This is a genomic window from Gracilibacillus saliphilus, assembly GCF_010994085.1.
GTDB lineage: Bacteria > Bacillota > Bacilli > Bacillales > Amphibacillaceae > Gracilibacillus > Gracilibacillus lacisalsi.
The window spans coordinates 1-17,878 of the sequence record NZ_WJEB01000045.1 but is presented as its reverse complement, the minus strand read 5'-3'; the positions used below and the strand labels follow the sequence as shown (position 1 = coordinate 17,878).

Below are 17,878 nucleotides of genomic sequence, written 5' to 3'. Positions count from 1 at the left end.
AAGTCTAAGTGGGGGATAACAGACGCTAACATCAACTATTAATCAGCGGAGATCAAAACCCCACTGATCATAGTCTCACTTTATCATTATTCTAGTAACGAACGGAACATAAATGTTGGGACTAGGAAATATGTAATATCCTTGTTTAAGGATAATCACAATATTCGATAATAGTTCCTTCTGTATCAGCAGGGTTTAAGTAAATTAATCGTCTGCCGTGTTTGTTGACTCGTCTAGTGTGCTCCATCACGCGAATGTCTTCTTTCTTTAGATCCTCAATTGCTATATCTAAGTGATCCACGCGATAAGCGATATGGTGAACACCTTTGCCTTTTTGCTTAATGAAACGAGCAATAGGAGAGGTTGTATTATTGGTTGGCATCAATAACTCTGTACGAGCACCCTCGATATCGATGATCGCAATTTCACTCTCGACACCAGTGGCTTCACTACGATAGCGATCAACCAATTCTCCACCTAAGACATTTATATAAAAATCGATACTGCCTTCCAGATCTCTAACTGCAATCCCAATGTGATCTAATACTTTTTTCATAACAATCACCTTTCACAACTATTTCCACCAATTGTAACATGATTATAACCCTTCTTCTTCTAAGTAAGATTTTGCTACTTCATATGCACTCTTTCCTTCGACGGCTACTTGGTAGTTCATTTCCCGCATTTGATCATCGGTAATTTTCCCCGCGAGTTGGTTAAGTATTTCCTCTAGTTCAGGATAACGATCCAGTGTTTCTTGTCTTAGTAGGGGTGCCCCTTGATAAGGTGGAAAAAGCCCTTTATCATCCTCCAACACTTGTAATTGGTATCTCCTTAATTCACTGTCCGTAGAATAAGCATCAATTAGATTGACATCACCTTCTTCGATCGCTGCATATCGAAGTTGAGGTTCCATCGTGGTAACGTTAGGGAAGTTTATTCCATAGAGTTCCTGAATTCCTAAATAGCCATCTTCTCGATCAGAGAACTCGAGCGTAAACCCTGCCTGCACCTCGTTTTCTATTCCTTGCAAATCAGAAATAGTCTCTAAATGATGTTGTTCGGCAAATTCCTCTGGTACTGCTAATGTGTATGTATTGTTATATTGCATAGGCTGTAAGAATTTCAGGTCATATTTTTCTAATAATCCATCATGTGCTTGATGATATACCTCTTCTGCATCATTACTTGAGGCAGTCTCATTTAAAAATTGCGATAATGCTGTTCCAGTAAATTCCGGATAGATATCAATGCTTCCTGATTGCAATGCGTCAAACAAAAAGGAAGTCTTGCCTAGTCCGGGTTCTAATTCTACCTGCAGATCTGTTTCTTCTTCAATTAATATTTTGTATATATTAATTAATATTTCCGGTTCAGCACCGAGCTTTCCGCCGATGACAAAGGTATCTTGATTATTTTTCATTACGTTCGGCACAATGATAAATAGTAAAGAAATAATGATAATTAGAATGATCGTCACGATGGATTGTTTGAAAGAAAATTGCTCCATCTTCCTTAATAAAAAGTCAAAAACAATGGCTAAAAGTGCAGCAGGTATTGCACCTAAGATAATAAGTGATGTGTTATTGCGATCGATCCCTAGCAAAATGATATCTCCTAAACCACCGGCTCCTATTAAAGCAGCAAGTGTCGCTGTACCGACGATTAAAACCATGGCTGTTCTGATCCCAGCCATAATCACTGGCATTGCGAGAGGGAGTTCTACTTTCATCAGTCTTTTTGATCGATTCATTCCCATTGCTGTTGCAGCTTCGATTAAGGAACTATCTACTTCTTTAATCCCTGTATACGTGTTGCGCAAGATTGGTAATAACGCATAAATAATTAATGCGATGATTGCTGGTACTTTGCCGATACCGAATAAAGGGATGAAAAGGCCTAATAAAGCTAAGGAAGGTATGGTTTGTAAAACGGCGGTAGTTCCAATGATAGCTTCTGCAATTTTTTCCTTTTTGGTCAAGTAGATACCGATAGGAATTGAAATGAATACAGCGAACAATAAGGCAATGAACGATATTTGGATATGTTCCAACAATGCTTGCCATAATTGGCCGTGTCTACCTTGGAACACGTCATAGAAATCAGACATATTCTCCCCGCCCTTCTTTTAAAGAGGAGGATAAGTATTGTACCAATGTTTGTCGATTTACTTGTCCAACAGTTTTCCCCTTTGATGTAACGTAAATGGTTTCTTCCTTGGATAACATATCTAAAACTTCTTCAAGGGAAGCGGAGGCGTCAATTGTCATAGACGGTTTTCCGTCACTTGCAGGTTGCATCATATCGTTTAAATGAAAAGTGGCACCAATGCTGTTAGTAGAACCTATAAAGTCACGGACAAAATCATTAACAGGATTAGTCAGGATTTCTTTTGGACTACCGAGCTGCACGATTTTCCCTTCTTTCATGATGCAGATTCTGTCTGCAAGCTTAAGCGCTTCTTGGATATCATGAGTAACAAATACAATCGTTTTATTGATTTTTTGTTGTAAATCGATGATATCTTCTTGCAATTTTTCTCTGCTGATTGGATCTAATGCACTAAATGGTTCATCCATTAGGATAATATCTGGGTCTGCCGCTAAGGCGCGAATAACTCCCACTCGCTGTTGCTCGCCACCTGAAAGTTCATGTGGCTGGCGGTTGCGATATGTATCAGGATCAAGACCGACCATTTGTAATAATTCATTTGTGCGGTTTTTTATGTCATCCTTGTCCCAATTTTTCATTTCTGGAACAATAGCAATGTTTTCTTCGATGGTCATGTGTGGAAAAAGCGCAATTTGCTGGAGGACATAGCCGATATTCCATCTTAATGCATGGATGTTATAATCACTAATTCTCTTATTATCGATGTAAATGGTACCTGTTGAAAGTGGAATGAGTCGATTCATCATTTTCAGTGTCGTCGTTTTTCCACAGCCACTAGGGCCGATCAGTACAAAAAATTCTCCTTTTTCAATGGAGAAACTCGCACTATCGACAGCTTTTGTACCATCAGTAAATTGCTTGGATACATTCTCGAACGTGATCATACTAATAAACTCCCTTATTCGTGTTTATCGATACTTTCTACTTTTAGCATATCATATGGGGTTCATGTAAGATAAAGAAAAGTTTTTTTAATAACTGTTGAAGAGTGCTGGCGAAAGATGGCGATAATCGTATGAATATGGTAAAATATCAAGAAATATACATACTCTGTTCCTGTTCTTTATAAAAAATGGGAACTTTTTTCCTTTTGGTTCGTATATATTATTAAGTCATTCATCAGGAGGTGTACATATTGGAGTACTAGATATTTATTGGTGGATACTATGGGGGAGTTTGGCAGTTGCCATTCTTTCTTTGTTACTAGGTAATGTTTTAGATGGAATCTTAGATAGCGTATTTGATAGTTTAGGAGACTTTTTCAATCCATTACTAGTCTTTGGTACTTTATCTGTTATTGGAGGAGCAGGTGTTTTACTTACTAAATATTCTTCTTTAAACGATATTTATGTCTTACTTATTAGTATATTAATAGGAATAGGAGCATATTTACTTATTTACTATTTCCTTGTGATTCCGATGTCGAATGCTGAGTCCTCTACTTCTATATCCATTCATGATCTAGAAGGGAAAGTTGGTGAGGTGATTACTACCATTCCTGCTCAAGGTATGGGAGAAGTATTCATTTCCTCTACAAGTGGTAGTCGTAATGAAACTGCCAAAAGCTTTGATCAAACGATTATTAAGCAAGGACAACAAGTTGTTGTTGTAAAGGTTGAAGATCAGATTTTATATGTTTCAGAACTAGATGAACTTTAATTAGGAGGCTAAGAATGGACTTTTTGATTGTTATAGGTGTCGTCGTTGCGGTTATCCTAGCATTTGCAATTCTATTTGCAGCTCGCTATAAAACAGTAGGCGCAGATGATGCTATGATCGTAACAGGTAGTTTTTTAGGGAGCAAGAACGTACACAGAACAGATGATGGAGGAGGCATTAAGATCGTCCGTGGTGGCGGTGCCTTTATCCTGCCGGTTTTCCAGCAGAAAGAAAACATTAGCTTACGTTCTCATAGTTTAGATATCTCTACACCGAATGTTTACACCGAGAATGGCGTACCAGTAATGGCGGATGGAACAGCGATTATCAAAGTGCAAAGTACAACAGAAGGAATTGCAACAGCAGGGGAACAATTCCTAGGGAAAGACGATTCCGAACTTCGCAAAGAAGCGCAAGAAGTATTGGAAGGTCATTTGCGAGCAATCTTAGGAACGATGACAGTAGAGGAAATCTACAAAAACCGAGAACGCTTCGCACAAGAGGTACAAACGCAAGCGGCTGTTGATTTAAAGAAAATGGGGCTGCAAATTGTCTCTTTCACCATTAAAGATGTGCAAGACGAAAATGGTTATTTGGAAGCACTAGGAAAGCCGCGTATTGCGGAAGTAAAAAGAGACGCCCAAATTGCTGAAGCAAATGCAATGAGAGATGCTCGTATTCAAAAAGCTTCAGCAGAACGCGAAAGTCAAAGTGCAGAGCTATTAAGCGAAACGCAAATTGCCGAATCCACAAAAGAGAAAGAACTAAAAGTAGCAGCTTATAAGCGCGATCAAGACACGGCTAAAGCAGAAGCGGATATGGCTTATAAATTACAAGGAGCAAAATCAGAACAACAAGTTAAACAAGAAGAAATGCAAATCCAATTGGTTGAGAAAAATAAACAAATTGAAATCGACGAAAAAGAAGTACTTCGTAAGCAACGTCAATATGAAGCGGAAATCTCCAAAAAGGCAGAGGCAGAGCGTTATGCGGCTGAACAAAAAGCAGAAGCAGACAAAGTTGCTCGCGTAAAAAATGCCGAAGCAGAAGCTGAACAAATACGCTTGGACGGGGAAGCCGAAGCAGATGCTATCCGTCAAAAAGGTTTAGCAGAGGCAGAAGCGAAAGAAAAAATTGCCGAAGCAATGGAGAAATATGGCGAGGCAGCGATCCTCGAAATGATTATCAACATGCTTCCTGAATTTGCTGGAAAAATTGCTGAACCTGTCCGTTCTATTGACAAGGTAACAGTTGTTGATAATGGAAAAGGCGATGGCGATGGTGCAACGCGAATGAGTAATTATGTAACTAAATTAATGAGCCAATTGCCAGAAACATTAAAAGATGTATCTGGTGTTGACTTAAAAGGGATGTTAGATAATGTCGCATCCAATAACGAATCCAAAATCAAGGATAGTTTAGCTAAGGCAAAAACAGAAAGTCCAGAAGTAACGAACGGAGAATAAACAAAAAGGATAGGTTAAGCCTATCCTTTTTTTCTTGTAAAGAAGTATATAAACATTGGTATTCTAACTTTTATAGAGATTTCAATGTTATATTTTAGCACTTTTAAGGGATAATAATCCAAGTTTTTAGCTCTATCATATGTTGTAGAACAATACTTAGCGAAGGCCGCCCACTTTCACTCCTGTGGGAATCGTTTGACCTGAAGATCCACTTTTTCGAGCGGGTTTTGCTTGAAAAAGTTAGCTGAAGGGCAAACCCCACGGAAAGGGAGGTGGGCAGCCGGAGCGGTGGTCAAGCTGTTCAATTATTTCATAATGAATGCTAGAGAAATGGTAAATCTTTTTATTATCCAATAGTTATCTCTTATAGACAAAACAAACAATGATATCGAAAGGTGTCCATAAGAAAGAGTATTAGGGACAAAAATTAGCAAAATCCTATCCAAATGTCTGTAAGATACCGAAGTTCGCAATCCTTCTGTGCTACAATAGAAAGAAAAATGAGGAGGAGTATTGATGTCAGAAGCTATCATTCAAACATATTTAAAAGATAAAGAAGAAAAATGGCACGAACCGTTTACTAGACTTTATCATGTGATCGATGAGAACATTCCAGATGGTTTTGCACTTGAAATGCAATATGGCATGCCTTCATTCGTTGTTCCATTGGCAACATTTCCTAAAGGATACCATGTCCAGGAAGGTACACCACTCCCTTTTATAAGTATTGCAGCACAAAAGAAGCATATCGCTGTCTATCATATGGCCATCTATGCTGATGAGGAATTGCTTGACTGGTTTCACAAGGAATATCCTAATCACATGTCTACTAAATTAAATATGGGTAAAAGCTGTATTCGATTTACAAATCCTAAAAAAGTTCCTTTCGAGTTGCTTGGTGAACTATCCACCAAAATAACAGTGGATGAATGGATCGAGATGTATAAAAGTAGGACAGATTAAAACATGATGTAGGTAGCGATAAAATATAGAACAATAGTTGTTACTGATGGTAATGCATAGATGATTACATTTTTGACTATTGGTCGCTGTAATGCATAGATAGTTAAGAAGATCATCATCAGTCCAAGTAAAGCTGTCATTGCATTTGATAGGCTTGTCATATTTAAAATTGCACCTTTTTGGTGGAAGATGTCTGTAATCACTAGTAGTTGCAGATTATATAGGTTACTACCTAAAATGGCACCAATAGCAAGAGAGTATTTGGCCATCTGAAATGCTGCAAGTACAGTGACTAATTCAGGTAAAGAGGTTGCCGCAGCAATTAAGAAGCTTCCGACAAAACTGGAGTTCATTCCTGTTTGATCAGCAATTTCGTCGCCGGAAATAGTTAAAGTACTACCAGCAAGAAAGACGGTAATCGCGGCGAAGATAAAACGAATGACTCCTTGTTTTAATGTTAAATCAGATGTTACCTCAATATCTTCTTCCTCATGATCGAGTTTCTTCACAACAAATAAATAAAGAATAATCAGTAGATACATCTCGAAACCAATATGAAAAAAGCTAGGAGAGTTGTCCCAAAGAATGGCAATAACTAATAAGGCAGTCATTACAAATCCGGCTTTTGCAACCGGGAGATGTGTGCTTTGTTCTAATCTATTAAATACTCTTTTTTTTCGGTAAATAAGATCAAATGCCATTAAAATCAAAATGTTAAACACATTGCTACCTAACATATTTCCAACGGCAATATCGGCATTGTCAATATAGACAGCAGTTAAACTAGTTGTTAATTCAGGTAAACTTGTTGCCCCACCAATTAGAAAGGTCCCTATCATAGCCCCACTTAGTGTTGATTTTTGATTAATGACGTCTCCATATTTATTTAATTGAATGGCAGCGAAAATTACTATGATAGCTGCCAGGAAAAATACAATGAATGTCATGACTATCCTCCCCAAAATGATTAAACTATAAAAGATTTTAAACGAATAGCGAACATATATTCTTGATAGACAAGCATCGATATGGTATGATAAATGCCTTCATTACATAATTTTATCCGCAACATGAAAAGGAGATATAATATTATGACAGGAAAAACACATATTATGGGTGGGATCGCAGCAACTACTGTGATGGCCACTTTTACAGATTATGACCCTGCATGGTTTATATTTGCAGGAGCTATAGGGGGGTTAATACCAGACATATGTCATGGGGGAAGTAAAATTGGCCGAAAATTTCCACTCTTGTCTAAAGTGATTAATACGTTATTTGGTCATCGTACTTTTACGCATAGTCTATTATTTTTACTGTTAGTTGGATTTGTATTATCGCTAATAACTAGTAATAAATCATTCATTATAGGTGTCGTTATTGGAATGATCAGCCACTTCCTATTAGATTCTATGACAAAGCAAGGAATAAAATTACTTTATCCAGTAAACATTACCGTAAGATTTCCATTCACAACAAAAACCGGTGGTACAGTAGAAAATCTTGTTTTATTAGGGCTGACTTTGCTGACTATATACTTTGGAAAGGACATCGCCCTTATGACTTCTTTATTTTTCGTGCCATAGATTCCAAAATATAAACAACTGGAACTTGTGTGGTGACATTGGAATCTTGGAACCATTCTTCTGTAACATAATACGCTAGGTTTACATCTGATATTTTTGCTATTGTAGATAATTTATGATTCGTTATGCTAACAATCTGGCTGCCTTCCTGTTTGAGCTGATTAACTTGAGTTACGGTAAAAGGGTTTTCTCCCGACACCGAGAGTACAATGGTTACACTGTTATAGCGAAATTTAGCATGAATCGGATAATGAGGATCTTTGATATAGACCGAAAACTTCCCCATGCTGGAAAAATATCTTGCTCCATATTCTGCTAGAATACCGGAGCTGCCGATCCCAGTGAAAATCACACTTTCTGCTTTTGTTATTAACTTGGCTGCTTTATCCATCTGTTCCTCTAGATCGCCGGATAGTGTTCGTTCGAAGAATTCTGTAATGGAATGTTGAGGACTTTTTATAACTGTCCGCTTATTTTCTTCTAATTGCATTTTTAGTTTCACCTTAAATTCGGAAAAGCCATCACAATCTATTTTACGACAGAAGCGTAAAATCGTTGCTGTCGATACATGTGTTTCATCCGCTAATTCACGAATTCTCATATAAGCTACTTTTTCACTGTTTTTAGATATATAGTTATACAATTCTAATTCCAATTCGTTAAAGGAAGCAATCATTTCATGGGTAAACATCGAGGTAGAATCCCTTCTTCATAAATAGTTTTTTCTTATTTTAGCATAATCATAGAAAATGTTACAGGTTGTTACATTAGCGAAACATGTTACGGAAGTTGTTATATACAACAGAAAGATGAAATCATATTTACCTTGCTTATAATCCAAACTATAATACAAATAGAATTGGATAACAGGAGGTTACGTCATGCCAACAAAAACGTATCAATTCCCAGAAAATTTTCTGTGGGGTGGTGCTACTGCAGCTAACCAAATTGAAGGTGGCTTTCATGAAGGAAATAAAGGCTTAAATATAGCAGATGTTTTACCAGGTGGAAAAGGCCGGCTAAATATCTTAAAAGAGCCAGGTTTTAACTTTGAAGTAAATGCGGAGAAATATACGTATCCGAATCATGAGGCTATTGATTTTTACCATCGTTACAAGGAAGATATTGCGCTGTTTGCAGAAATGGGCTTTAAAGTATTTCGAATGTCGATCGCCTGGACAAGAATTTTTCCTAACGGTGATGAGACAGAACCCAATGAGGAAGGACTAGCATTTTATGACCGGGTGTTTGATGAACTGCATAAACACAATATTGAACCAGTGGTCACCATATCTCATTATGAAATGCCGGTTAATTTAGTCAAGAATTATGGTGGTTGGCGAAGCCGAGAAGTGGTGACTTTCTTTGAGCGTTATGCCAAAACAATTTTGGAGCGTTATCAAAACAAAGTGAAATACTGGATGACATTTAACGAGATTAACAGTGGACTAATCATGCCAATTATGGGGCTCGGTTTCTCGATCCAAAAGGAAGAGGATAAATATACGCCAACATTCCAAGCATTTCACCACCAGTTTGTTGCAAGCAGTTTAGCGGTAAAAGCTTGTCATGAGATAATTCCAGATGCCCAAATTGGTTGTATGATTTTATATGCGCCAGTTTATCCATATGATGCTAATCCGGAAAATGTTATGCATGCGCTAGAGGAAGAGCGTCTGTTTAATTATTATTGTGCAGATGTGCAAGTCCGTGGTGAATATCCTGCGTTTATGACTCGTTACTTCAAAGAACATAATATCGAGTTAGATATCAAAGAAGGCGATTTAGAACTAATGAAAGAACATACGGTTGATTATATTGGTTTCAGCTACTATATGTCCCGTACAGAAAAGAAACTAAAAACGGGTGAAGAACAAGCGGATGGTAATATTATGTCTGGTGTAAGAAATCCTTTCTTGAAAGCAAGTGACTGGGGTTGGGAGATCGACCCAACTGGTTTGAGAATCGCTTTAAATCAATTATATGACCGTTATCGTGTACCACTTTTTGTCGTTGAAAACGGACTTGGCGCAAAAGACGTAGTAGAAGAAGACGGCTCTATCCGTGATGATTACCGCATTGAATATTTGCGTGATCACATTGTTGCAATGGGTGAAGCAATAGAAGAAGGTGTTGATTTAATGGGCTATACCGCTTGGGGTTGTATTGATTTAGTAAGTGCATCAACAGGTGAAATGTCTAAGCGCTATGGTTTTATTTATGTAGACAAAGATGATGAAGGAAACGGAAAGCTAGAGCGAAGCAGAAAGAAATCATTCTACTGGTATCAAAATGTGATTGATACTAATGGAAAAGAGTTATAAAAGAATATAGCTTATTATGAAGAAGGGGCTAGCACCTCTTCTTCTTTTTGGTTAGCAAAGAAAGTATAAAATCAGTACAATGACTGCGTTAAGCCAAGTAGTTATGTTGAAATGTTTGATGTATATTGGCAACGCTCCGCCTAATTACTCACGTGATGTCCAGCCTCAGTTAGCACTGCTGTCGCCTTTTCCAGCTTTTCTTCCTTTATTAAAATATAATCTGTATTAAACGTAGATAGAGCAAAAATGCTAATGTCATGATTAGCAAGAGTGGTCGCTATGTTGGCTAATATCCCTGTAAGCGCAAAATCAAGCACTCCCTCAATTTTTAAGCAACGCCATCCATCTTCACGATCGATAACAATATGATCATCAAACGTTATGTTACTATTACAAACGATTGAGCATTCCTCTTTCGTATAGGAGACGGAAACTAGCTCAGCAGTTTGCATCAGGTGAGTTGGAATGCTTTCTTGCGGTGCTAATTTAATAACAGAATACTGATTGTGTAATATCGAAAAGTTCATTTGTTTTCCCCTTTTGTTTAGAAAATAGTGAGCTAGTACTATTATAAGGCAAAATTAACGTAATTTTAATCATTTCTAATCATGATTTGTAGTAGAATGGTTGTAAGATAAAAAGAAGGCGGTGTACTGTGAATAAATTATTGTTACATTTAGAAGGAACGGCAGTTTTTGCATTAAGTCTTTATGCATATTTTTATTTCTCGTTTGGTTGGCTGATGCTAGTTCTATTATTACTGGCTCCAGATCTTGCAATGCTAGGATATTTGATTAACAATAAGGTCGGTTCTATTATCTATAACCTTTTTCATACGTATGTTCTTTCGCTTTGTGGTGTCGTCATCGGTTTTCTTTTTCATGATTTGTTATTGGCGATCAGTTTAATTTGGACGGCACATATTGGGATGGATCGAATGGTGGGCTATGGATTAAAGTATTCTAGTGGTTTTAAGGATACGCATTTCGATCGGGTTTAAATAGCAGATATTTCGGTTCATATACATTACAATATAAATGAAAGCGGTTAAAAAAGGAGATGAAAATCAAATGCCAAAAGTGGTGATGACTTTTCCGAAAGGAAAATTCAAAGTATTAACAATGAGCTATGATGATGGGAAAGCGGCGGACAGACGTTTAGTCGATATCTTTAATCGTTATGGGATTAAAGGGTCTTTTCACTTGAATTCTGGCCTGCTTGGAGAAGGAGACAGAATACCAGCAGAAGAAATAGCGTCATTATATCAAGGGCATGAAGTTTCAGCACATACGGTCACACACCCTACCATTGCACGTTCTCCGAAAGAACAGTTCATAGAAGAAGTAATGGAAGATCGAAAAAAGCTGGAAGAACTAGCAGGTTACCCGGTAAGAGGGCTATCCTATCCGAATGGTTCTTATAACTCTTTAATAAAAGAAGTACTGCCCTATTTAGGGATCGAATATGCAAGAACAGTAAATAGTACAGGCAACTTCAGCATGCCAGATGATTGTATCGAATGGAATCCAACGTGTCATCATAACCAAAATCTTTTACAACTGGCAGAAGAGTTTGTTTCCTTACATAAGAAACAATATTTATATATGTTTTATGTGTGGGGACATAGCTATGAATTTGATCATGATGATAATTGGGAATTAATCGAACAGTTCTCCGAATTTATTGGAGGCAAAGAAGATATTTGGTATGCAACCAATATGGAAATTGTTGATTATATCAAGGCATTTAGGAGGCTGCATTTTTCAGCAAATAGTCAGCTTGTCTATAACCCATCAGCTCAATCCGTTTGGCTAAGTGTTGATGAACGGATGGTGGAAGTGCCGGGAGGTAGACAAGTGGATTTGGTAAAAGAAGAGATCTGGAAATAATCAGTCCTATGGTTACGATTATTTAAGTTCAATCATTTTAACTACCAAGAAATAGGCTGACCAAAGTGTGTGAGATATCTCTGGTCAGCCTTCTTATATTAATTATTATCATTTTCGCTATTTTTCTGATCGCCTTTTGCAAATTTTCCTTGGCGGTCATATTCTTTGTTGGTTTTGTTTGTTTTCTTCACCGCTTTTTCCTTGGTTGTTGGCCATGAATGATTTAATCTGATACTCGATGCTCAAGTAGTTATGCTATTATTCTGAGAAAGTTACTTTTTCTTGAATGGAACCGTCTTTTTTATGGATTATAGCAGCGGTTCCTTTATTAGTGGCAATTTCTTTTGCCCTCTCGATAGCTTCCTGTTTATTGTCGAAAACATAAGAAGCTTGTTTGGCGTCTTGTACTTTTACAGCCCAGCCATTTTCATGTGGAATGACATGCTCGCCTTTTTCCAATAGCTCGGGTCTACTATTTTGTGCATCTTGATCGCGCCTCCTAAGCTCTTCGTCACTCATTTGTTTCGCTTGTTGAATCTCTTTATCAGATGCATTTTCATACCATTCTTTTGCCTGTTCGGTTGCGATCGGAATAGCCTGACCTTCCTTGTATCCTTCATCGATCATTGCATTGGCGATATCAATCGCTTTCTTTCTGATGGGAGTTTCTAAGTTTTTCAATGAACTTGGATAATCGCTTGTATCCCATGGCATGGTATCACTCCTCTCAATGGTAGGTTAGGAAACTTCTCTACAAACTTTTGCACAATGGAAGCAAGCATCCGCACATCTTTGGCAATGATCGTGATGATGTCTGTTACATTCCTCTCCGCATGTTTGACAAATTTCTGCACAAACAGCAGCTAATAGCTTAATAAACGGGGAATTTCTTGTGATAGCTGCCTTTAAATAGCTACAAATCTCCGCACATTCACGATCAAGTTGAATGCAGTTCGTCATCATGTCGACATTTTCTTCTTTTAAGCACGCATTAAAACAATGGTTACATTTCGTCATGCAAATGTGTAAAGTATCCAGTAGTTTTTGGTACTTTTGATCAATCATTGATTCTAACCTCCAATCGTAGTATGGTGCTTACATAATGTACGATTCCCATATTTAGGACGACTAAACTTGGATGCAGTTGGTTTTCGTTTCAGAATTGGTGTGCTATTATAATTCGTATCATCATTGGAACACAGGAGGGTGACATGAGAAATAGTAAGTTAATGAATATTATTCTTATTTCGTGCTTTGTTGTAGCTGTGAGCTTTTCGATATACTTTTATATACAATCTAAAGCATTCCAATCCAAGATTAATGATGCGACTTCGAAAGAACAGGTGCCAACTTATCATTTTGCTCTGATTGGAGAAGAAATGGATCATGATTACTGGCGATTAGTTGGTGAAGGGGCAAAAGATATGGAAGAAAAATATGATGTGTTTATCGAGTATGAGGGGCCGAGGCGTTCAAATCCAGAAGAACAATTGAAGCTTCTAGACATTGCGATGAAATCGAAAGTGGACGGCATTATTGTTCAAGCGTTGAATGATGAATTTCTACCAGTTATTAATCAAGCAGTAGATCAGGGAATTCCGGTTATAACGATTGATACTGATGCACCGGAAAGTAAACGGTCGACTTATATCGGAACGGATAATTATGAAGCTGGAAAACTAGCTGGTAAGGCATTGCTTGAAGATACGGGTGGTGAAGCTACTGTAGGGATCATCACAGGTAGTTTTGAAAACGCTCATCATCAATTACGTGTCGATGGATTTAGAGATGTTGTCGAACAAGAGCCAGGTATTGATATTGTTGCGGTTGAAGAGTCGAATATTACGAGAGTAGTTGCGGAAGAGAAGACGCACAATATGTTAAGTGATTATCCTGATATTACCGCGTTATATGGAACAAGTGCATTAGATGGGATTGGTATGGTTGCTGCTGCTGAATCGTTGGGAGTAGAAGAATCCCTATATATGATTGCTTTCGATGTATTACCAGCGAACATTGCACTTTTGGAAGAGGGAAAAATGGATGTATTAATTGGGCAAAAACCATATGAAATGGGAAATCGCAGTGTGGAGTTAATGCTGGACTTGATGAATAATCAAGAAGTACAGGATGTTTACCACACGAATGCATCTGTAGTTAGAAAAGAGGATATTGATGATTAGGATTAGAACAAAACTACTCATATACTTCGCTGCTATTCTGTTATTAGTGATTATTTTATTTTTCATTCGTGAACAAAGCGCGCAAAGAATTGTTGAATTACATGATGAACGTTCTGATCATTATTTTTTATTAAATGAAATAACAAATATTACAGATCAGACATATCAATCACTGCAAATTTATGTCCATGAGCCAACAGAAGAAAACCTCCAATATTATGAGGAGGACAAGCAACAATTAAACGAATTACAAGAGCGGTTTGAGATAGCTGCTGAAGAAAGTATAGATAAGAAAAACTATGTCCATTTATTAACAAGCTTCTTAGAATTAACCGATTTAACTGCAGAGGGGGTAGCACAAGATGATATTGAGCAATACTCCTATTATTTGAATGAAGCAGATAATAGTGCAACTTATATTCATGAGAAAACCTTAGAATTAATTAATTCAGAGCTTACCGTTTATCAGAATTTAATAGAACTGGAAGACCAACGTGTTAAATATTCGAAAAATATGGGGACTGCTATTTTTATTTCGGTGATCATCCTTAGTATTTTGTTTGCCTTATGGTTCTCTAATGGCATTACAAGGGCGATTGAACGCCTAACTGGTGCTGCCAAGGAAATTTCGCAGGGAAATTATACAGTAGAAGATGTCGTTGTGCCACAAAAGGATGAACTAAAAATATTGACAGAAACATTTAATCAAATGAAATGGAATATCGTCGAGGCGATTCGGGAAATGAAGGAAAAAGCCCGGATGTCTCAATTGTTAAAGGAAATGGAATTGAAGAGCTTGCAAAATCAAATTAATCCTCATTTTCTATTTAATACATTAAACACGATTTCCAAAACATCCTATATTGAGGGAGCAGAACGAACCAGTGATTTAATCTCGTCTGTTTCGGCGTTGTTACGTTATAATATCGGTAGTTTAGATAGAGAAACCTATTTGAAAGATGAAGTAGAGATCGTGAAGGAATACTTTTTCATACAAAAAACGAGGTTCGGTGATAGGGTGACATTCGATCAGGATATCGAGGAAGAATGTTTACAAACCCCAATACCTTGCCTGACGTTACAGCCTATTATTGAGAATGCCTTCATGCATGGTATTGAGGAAATGGCAGATGGTGCAGAAATAACCCTTGCCATTTATCAAAAGAATGGAAAAGTCTGGATTGAAATAACCGATAACGGAGTAGGGATGGATCAGGAAACGATTGATCGTTTATTAACAGCAGATGAGAATACAGAAACGAATAGAAAAGGGCATTCGACAGGGATTGGCATGCGCAATGTAATCGATCGCCTCAAGTTATTTGATAAAGAAAGTGAAGTGTCTATTCGATCAGAGGTTGGCAAAGGAACTAAAGTAACCATTAAGCTACGAAAGGGGTGACAAAATGATAAAAGTTATGCTTGTAGATGATGAGGCCATTGAACGAGAAGGCATCCGGATGATTTTAGAACGGAACAGATCAAATGCTGAAATTATTGCAGAAGCAAAAAACGGTAAAGAAGCAGTTGAGTTTGCCACAACACATCGACCTGATATTATTTTTATGGACATTAAAATGCCAGAATTTGATGGTTTGGTAGCAATTGAACAAATTCTTCAGATGATTCCGGAAACAAAATGTATCATGGTATCTGCATTTGATACGTTTCAATATGCTAAACGAGCCATGAAATTTGGCATAAAAGAATACCTGTTAAAGCCGAGCAAAGTATCAGAAGTATTAGAAGCTTACGATCGGATGGTTGTGGAGCTATCTGAAAAAAATGAGCTAAATGAACGATTAGAACAAGCAAGTGCATTGGTAGAAATGGAATTTATCTTAACGCTGATGATGGATCATGTCCATGAGTTCAACGCAGAAGATTGGACGAAATGGCTAGATGTCGAGAATACAAAGGGCTTTGCCGCAGTATTTTCTTTTCAGGCAGAGATGCTTAGACCTGACCGTCAACAGAAAAGCAACTGGTATCACACACTAAAAGACGGTTTATCAAGATTACCTTATGATGTTTTTGTAGGACCGCTCACAGGTTATCAAGTTCCAGTTTTCGTAAAGTATGGTGATTATCGAATGGATCAATTTGCCAGAGATGTCATACAGGATATACAGCGTGAATTACGTGACTGTCAGCTCTGTGTTGGGGTAGGAGCAGTTATTACTGATTTACAGGACTTTTCCAGGTCCTATCAAGAAGCACTATATGCTTTAGAGCAAGTGCAAACCCACTCTGGCGCTAAATATCAAGTCTATACAGAACAAATGGCTGAAAAAAGAAAAGAATGGATCCATTTTGAAGAAGAGAAAGAATTACTAGAAGTCATTAAAAAAGGAGATAGTCAGCAGGGGACGTTTTTATTTGACCGCTATTTCCAATCTGTACAACAGAATGCAAATTATCAGGTCCGAATCATCCAAAAGACAATCGAAAACTTTTTTATTATCTTAACAAGAATGACCAAAGAGCTAGGTCTGGATCGGAATATCCAAATGAGCTTTGATCAGTTTGAAACAGCGACACAGATCAGGGAAGCTGCCAAGGCTCACTTGCAAAGAGTTATGAAGCAGATACGTGAATGGCGTTCTACTGGAGTTCATGGTCTGTTAATGCAGGCAAAGGAATATATTGAAGCTCATTATCAAAGAAATATAACATTGGAAGAAGTAGCTGAGATAGTGGGGCTAAGTTCTTATTACTTCAGTAAATTGTTTAAAGAGCATTTTCAAATTACTTTTGTTGAGTATGTGACACAAATTAGGCTGACAAAGGCAAAAGACTTATTATTAGATGAGCGGGTATCATTAAAAGAAATTGCTTTAACGGTCGGATATAAGGATCCTAATTATTTTAGTCGAGTATTTAAGAAAGAGACTGGATTGAGCCCGAGTGAATACCGTAAGCAGTATTCATGAAAAAGGACGGGTGTGAGAATTTTTTGCACGGAAATCACGGTGCTGAACGTCTGTAAACCCGTAACTTCAAGCTTTAAGTAACACAAGAAAGCTAAGTTGGGGTTTAGACCCTGATAAGGTTCGCTAATGATAAGTGGGGGCAAAACCTCCACTGTTATAGTCACTTTATTTGGTTACTTTCTCCTTGCGAAAATGAGCTGGTGTTGTACCAATGTACTTTTTGAAAGTCCGGTAAAAGTGTGGGATGCTTTCGAATCCACACTTTTCTGCAACATAAGAAATTGTATAATTCGTAGTGATTAATAATTCCTTTGCTTTAAATATTCGTTTTTTATTGACATAGACTGTTAATCCCATACCAGTAATATCCTTGAAGACGCGACTAAAATGAGCAGGGCTGACGAGGGCTTCGTTGGCTAAAGTAGTCAGGGAGATGTTATGTTGCAGGTGGTGATCAATGTATGAAAAGATATCATTTATCCAGTCACGATTGTTATCTTTTTTTACGGAAGCCTCTGTATCCTGTTTTGAATGAAGGCGAGACAATTCTAATCATATATGATTAGAATTAACACGGAAGCGTGTGAGCATCCTGGTTGTTTTTCTTCCAACTCTTGATGTATGTTTGCAAGGTATTGCTCCAATTTAATTTGATGCTTTTCAGAAAGATGTATTTTATCAGCAATAGGCGAGAAGACTCCCA

At 37.5% G+C, this 17,878-nt stretch carries 19 protein-coding genes; 10 read left to right on the top strand and 9 right to left on the bottom strand.

Features of this window, described 5'->3' with window-relative positions:
- Positions 1–145 precede the first annotated feature (145 nt).
- Genes GHT08_RS20110 through GHT08_RS20100 form a run of 3 tightly spaced genes read right to left on the bottom strand, consistent with a single transcriptional unit; the run spans position 146 to position 3,056 of the window.
- Positions 146–556 carry a VOC family protein gene (locus GHT08_RS20110; protein ID WP_163583177.1) on the bottom strand — a complete coding sequence of 137 codons (411 nt, stop codon included), beginning with the start codon at positions 554–556 and terminating at the stop codon, positions 146–148.
- Between the two features lie 42 nt (positions 557–598).
- Positions 599–2,110 (bottom strand): osmoprotectant update ABC transporter permease/substrate-binding subunit OpuFB, encoded by a 1,512-nt coding sequence (gene opuFB / locus GHT08_RS20105; protein ID WP_163583176.1) that lies wholly within the window; start codon positions 2,108–2,110, stop codon positions 599–601.
- On the bottom strand, positions 2,103–3,056 hold the full coding sequence (locus GHT08_RS20100; RefSeq protein WP_163583175.1) for an ABC transporter ATP-binding protein: 954 nt from the start codon (positions 3,054–3,056) through the stop codon (positions 2,103–2,105). The genes opuFB and GHT08_RS20100 overlap by 8 nt, the downstream gene beginning before the upstream one ends.
- 145 nt (positions 3,057–3,201) lie before the next feature.
- Between GHT08_RS20100 and GHT08_RS20095 the strand changes: the two genes are divergently transcribed.
- From GHT08_RS20095 to GHT08_RS20085, 3 genes are all read left to right on the top strand, one after another.
- The gene (locus GHT08_RS20095) at positions 3,202–3,831 is read left to right on the top strand and encodes an NfeD family membrane protein (RefSeq protein WP_475404885.1); all 630 of its coding nucleotides are present in this window, start codon (positions 3,202–3,204) and stop codon (positions 3,829–3,831) included.
- A gap of 14 nt (positions 3,832–3,845) precedes the next feature.
- Positions 3,846–5,297, top strand: coding sequence for a flotillin family protein (locus GHT08_RS20090; RefSeq protein ID WP_163583173.1), 1,452 nt, complete (start codon positions 3,846–3,848; stop codon positions 5,295–5,297).
- Between the two features lie 516 nt (positions 5,298–5,813).
- On the top strand, positions 5,814–6,260 hold the full coding sequence (locus GHT08_RS20085; protein ID WP_163583172.1) for a DUF1801 domain-containing protein: 447 nt from the start codon (positions 5,814–5,816) through the stop codon (positions 6,258–6,260).
- Here the strand turns inward: GHT08_RS20085 and GHT08_RS20080 are convergent.
- On the bottom strand, positions 6,257–7,207 hold the full coding sequence (locus GHT08_RS20080) for a sodium:calcium antiporter (RefSeq protein ID WP_163583171.1): 951 nt from the start codon (positions 7,205–7,207) through the stop codon (positions 6,257–6,259). The genes GHT08_RS20085 and GHT08_RS20080 overlap by 4 nt on opposite strands.
- A 144-nt stretch (positions 7,208–7,351) precedes the next feature.
- Between GHT08_RS20080 and GHT08_RS20075 the strand changes: the two genes are divergently transcribed.
- Positions 7,352–7,846, top strand: coding sequence for a metal-dependent hydrolase (locus GHT08_RS20075; protein ID WP_163583170.1), 495 nt, complete (start codon positions 7,352–7,354; stop codon positions 7,844–7,846).
- Here GHT08_RS20075 and GHT08_RS20070 read toward each other — a convergent pair.
- Positions 7,818–8,537, bottom strand: coding sequence for a MurR/RpiR family transcriptional regulator (locus GHT08_RS20070; protein WP_163583169.1), 720 nt, complete (start codon positions 8,535–8,537; stop codon positions 7,818–7,820). The two genes, GHT08_RS20075 and GHT08_RS20070, sit on opposite strands and share 29 nt — an antisense overlap.
- 190 nt (positions 8,538–8,727) lie before the next feature.
- Here GHT08_RS20070 and GHT08_RS20065 point away from each other — a divergent pair, with 190 nt between their 5' ends.
- The gene (locus tag GHT08_RS20065) at positions 8,728–10,170 is read left to right on the top strand and encodes a glycoside hydrolase family 1 protein (RefSeq protein WP_163583168.1); all 1,443 of its coding nucleotides are present in this window, start codon (positions 8,728–8,730) and stop codon (positions 10,168–10,170) included.
- 140 nt (positions 10,171–10,310) lie between these two features.
- Here GHT08_RS20065 and GHT08_RS20060 read toward each other — a convergent pair whose 3' ends face one another.
- The gene (locus tag GHT08_RS20060) at positions 10,311–10,697 is read right to left on the bottom strand and encodes an ACT domain-containing protein (protein WP_202882539.1); all 387 of its coding nucleotides are present in this window, start codon (positions 10,695–10,697) and stop codon (positions 10,311–10,313) included.
- Between the two features lie 128 nt (positions 10,698–10,825).
- On the opposite strand from GHT08_RS20060, the gene GHT08_RS20055 reads away from it, so the two are divergent.
- Both GHT08_RS20055 and GHT08_RS20050 read left to right on the top strand, forming a co-directional pair.
- On the top strand, positions 10,826–11,170 hold the full coding sequence (locus tag GHT08_RS20055; RefSeq protein ID WP_163583167.1) for a DUF4260 domain-containing protein: 345 nt from the start codon (positions 10,826–10,828) through the stop codon (positions 11,168–11,170).
- 70 nt (positions 11,171–11,240) lie between these two features.
- Positions 11,241–12,059, top strand: a complete 819-nt coding sequence (locus tag GHT08_RS20050; RefSeq protein WP_163583166.1) for a polysaccharide deacetylase family protein — start codon at positions 11,241–11,243, stop codon at positions 12,057–12,059.
- A gap of 258 nt (positions 12,060–12,317) precedes the next feature.
- On the opposite strand, the gene GHT08_RS20045 is transcribed toward GHT08_RS20050, so the two are convergent.
- Together GHT08_RS20045 and GHT08_RS20040 are read right to left on the bottom strand one after the other, a co-directional pair.
- Entirely contained in the window at positions 12,318–12,773 is a 456-nt protein-coding gene (locus GHT08_RS20045) for a DUF2188 domain-containing protein (RefSeq protein WP_163583165.1), read from the bottom strand.
- 24 nt (positions 12,774–12,797) lie between these two features.
- Positions 12,798–13,124, bottom strand: coding sequence for a four-helix bundle copper-binding protein (locus tag GHT08_RS20040; RefSeq protein WP_163583164.1), 327 nt, complete (start codon positions 13,122–13,124; stop codon positions 12,798–12,800).
- A 146-nt stretch (positions 13,125–13,270) separates the two neighbouring features.
- On the opposite strand from GHT08_RS20040, the gene GHT08_RS20035 reads away from it, so the two are divergent.
- The 3 genes from GHT08_RS20035 to GHT08_RS20025 are packed head-to-tail and all read left to right on the top strand — an operon-like array spanning position 13,271 to position 17,175.
- Positions 13,271–14,242, top strand: coding sequence for a sugar-binding protein (locus GHT08_RS20035; protein ID WP_163583163.1), 972 nt, complete (start codon positions 13,271–13,273; stop codon positions 14,240–14,242).
- Positions 14,235–15,644 (top strand): sensor histidine kinase, encoded by a 1,410-nt coding sequence (locus GHT08_RS20030; RefSeq protein WP_163583162.1) that lies wholly within the window; start codon positions 14,235–14,237, stop codon positions 15,642–15,644. The genes GHT08_RS20035 and GHT08_RS20030 overlap by 8 nt, the downstream gene beginning before the upstream one ends.
- 4 nt (positions 15,645–15,648) lie before the next feature.
- Complete coding sequence (locus tag GHT08_RS20025) at positions 15,649–17,175, top strand: response regulator transcription factor (protein WP_163583161.1); 1,527 nt, start codon at positions 15,649–15,651, stop codon at positions 17,173–17,175.
- 165 nt (positions 17,176–17,340) lie between these two features.
- Here GHT08_RS20025 and GHT08_RS20020 read toward each other — a convergent pair whose 3' ends face one another.
- The gene (locus tag GHT08_RS20020) at positions 17,341–17,721 is read right to left on the bottom strand and encodes a helix-turn-helix transcriptional regulator (protein WP_163583160.1); all 381 of its coding nucleotides are present in this window, start codon (positions 17,719–17,721) and stop codon (positions 17,341–17,343) included.
- Positions 17,722–17,878: the final 157 nt, after the last annotated feature.

What these genes read in the sequence shown, in the direction of transcription:
- GHT08_RS20110 (WP_163583177.1), bottom strand. Translation starts at nt 556, where the DNA reads ATGAAAAAAGTATTAGATCACATTGGGATTGCAGTTAGAGATCTGGAA.
- opuFB (WP_163583176.1), bottom strand. Translation starts at nt 2,110, where the DNA reads ATGTCTGATTTCTATGACGTGTTCCAAGGTAGACACGGCCAATTATGG.
- GHT08_RS20100 (WP_163583175.1), bottom strand. Translation starts at nt 3,056, where the DNA reads ATGATCACGTTCGAGAATGTATCCAAGCAATTTACTGATGGTACAAAA.
- GHT08_RS20090 (WP_163583173.1), top strand. Translation starts at nt 3,846, where the DNA reads ATGGACTTTTTGATTGTTATAGGTGTCGTCGTTGCGGTTATCCTAGCA.
- GHT08_RS20085 (WP_163583172.1), top strand. Translation starts at nt 5,814, where the DNA reads ATGTCAGAAGCTATCATTCAAACATATTTAAAAGATAAAGAAGAAAAA.
- GHT08_RS20080 (WP_163583171.1), bottom strand. Translation starts at nt 7,207, where the DNA reads ATGACATTCATTGTATTTTTCCTGGCAGCTATCATAGTAATTTTCGCT.
- GHT08_RS20075 (WP_163583170.1), top strand. Translation starts at nt 7,352, where the DNA reads ATGACAGGAAAAACACATATTATGGGTGGGATCGCAGCAACTACTGTG.
- GHT08_RS20070 (WP_163583169.1), bottom strand. Translation starts at nt 8,537, where the DNA reads ATGTTTACCCATGAAATGATTGCTTCCTTTAACGAATTGGAATTAGAA.
- GHT08_RS20065 (WP_163583168.1), top strand. Translation starts at nt 8,728, where the DNA reads ATGCCAACAAAAACGTATCAATTCCCAGAAAATTTTCTGTGGGGTGGT.
- GHT08_RS20060 (WP_202882539.1), bottom strand. Translation starts at nt 10,697, where the DNA reads ATGAACTTTTCGATATTACACAATCAGTATTCTGTTATTAAATTAGCA.
- GHT08_RS20050 (WP_163583166.1), top strand. Translation starts at nt 11,241, where the DNA reads ATGCCAAAAGTGGTGATGACTTTTCCGAAAGGAAAATTCAAAGTATTA.
- GHT08_RS20045 (WP_163583165.1), bottom strand. Translation starts at nt 12,773, where the DNA reads ATGCCATGGGATACAAGCGATTATCCAAGTTCATTGAAAAACTTAGAA.
- GHT08_RS20040 (WP_163583164.1), bottom strand. Translation starts at nt 13,124, where the DNA reads ATGATTGATCAAAAGTACCAAAAACTACTGGATACTTTACACATTTGC.
- GHT08_RS20035 (WP_163583163.1), top strand. Translation starts at nt 13,271, where the DNA reads ATGAGAAATAGTAAGTTAATGAATATTATTCTTATTTCGTGCTTTGTT.
- GHT08_RS20030 (WP_163583162.1), top strand. Translation starts at nt 14,235, where the DNA reads ATGATTAGGATTAGAACAAAACTACTCATATACTTCGCTGCTATTCTG.
- GHT08_RS20025 (WP_163583161.1), top strand. Translation starts at nt 15,649, where the DNA reads ATGATAAAAGTTATGCTTGTAGATGATGAGGCCATTGAACGAGAAGGC.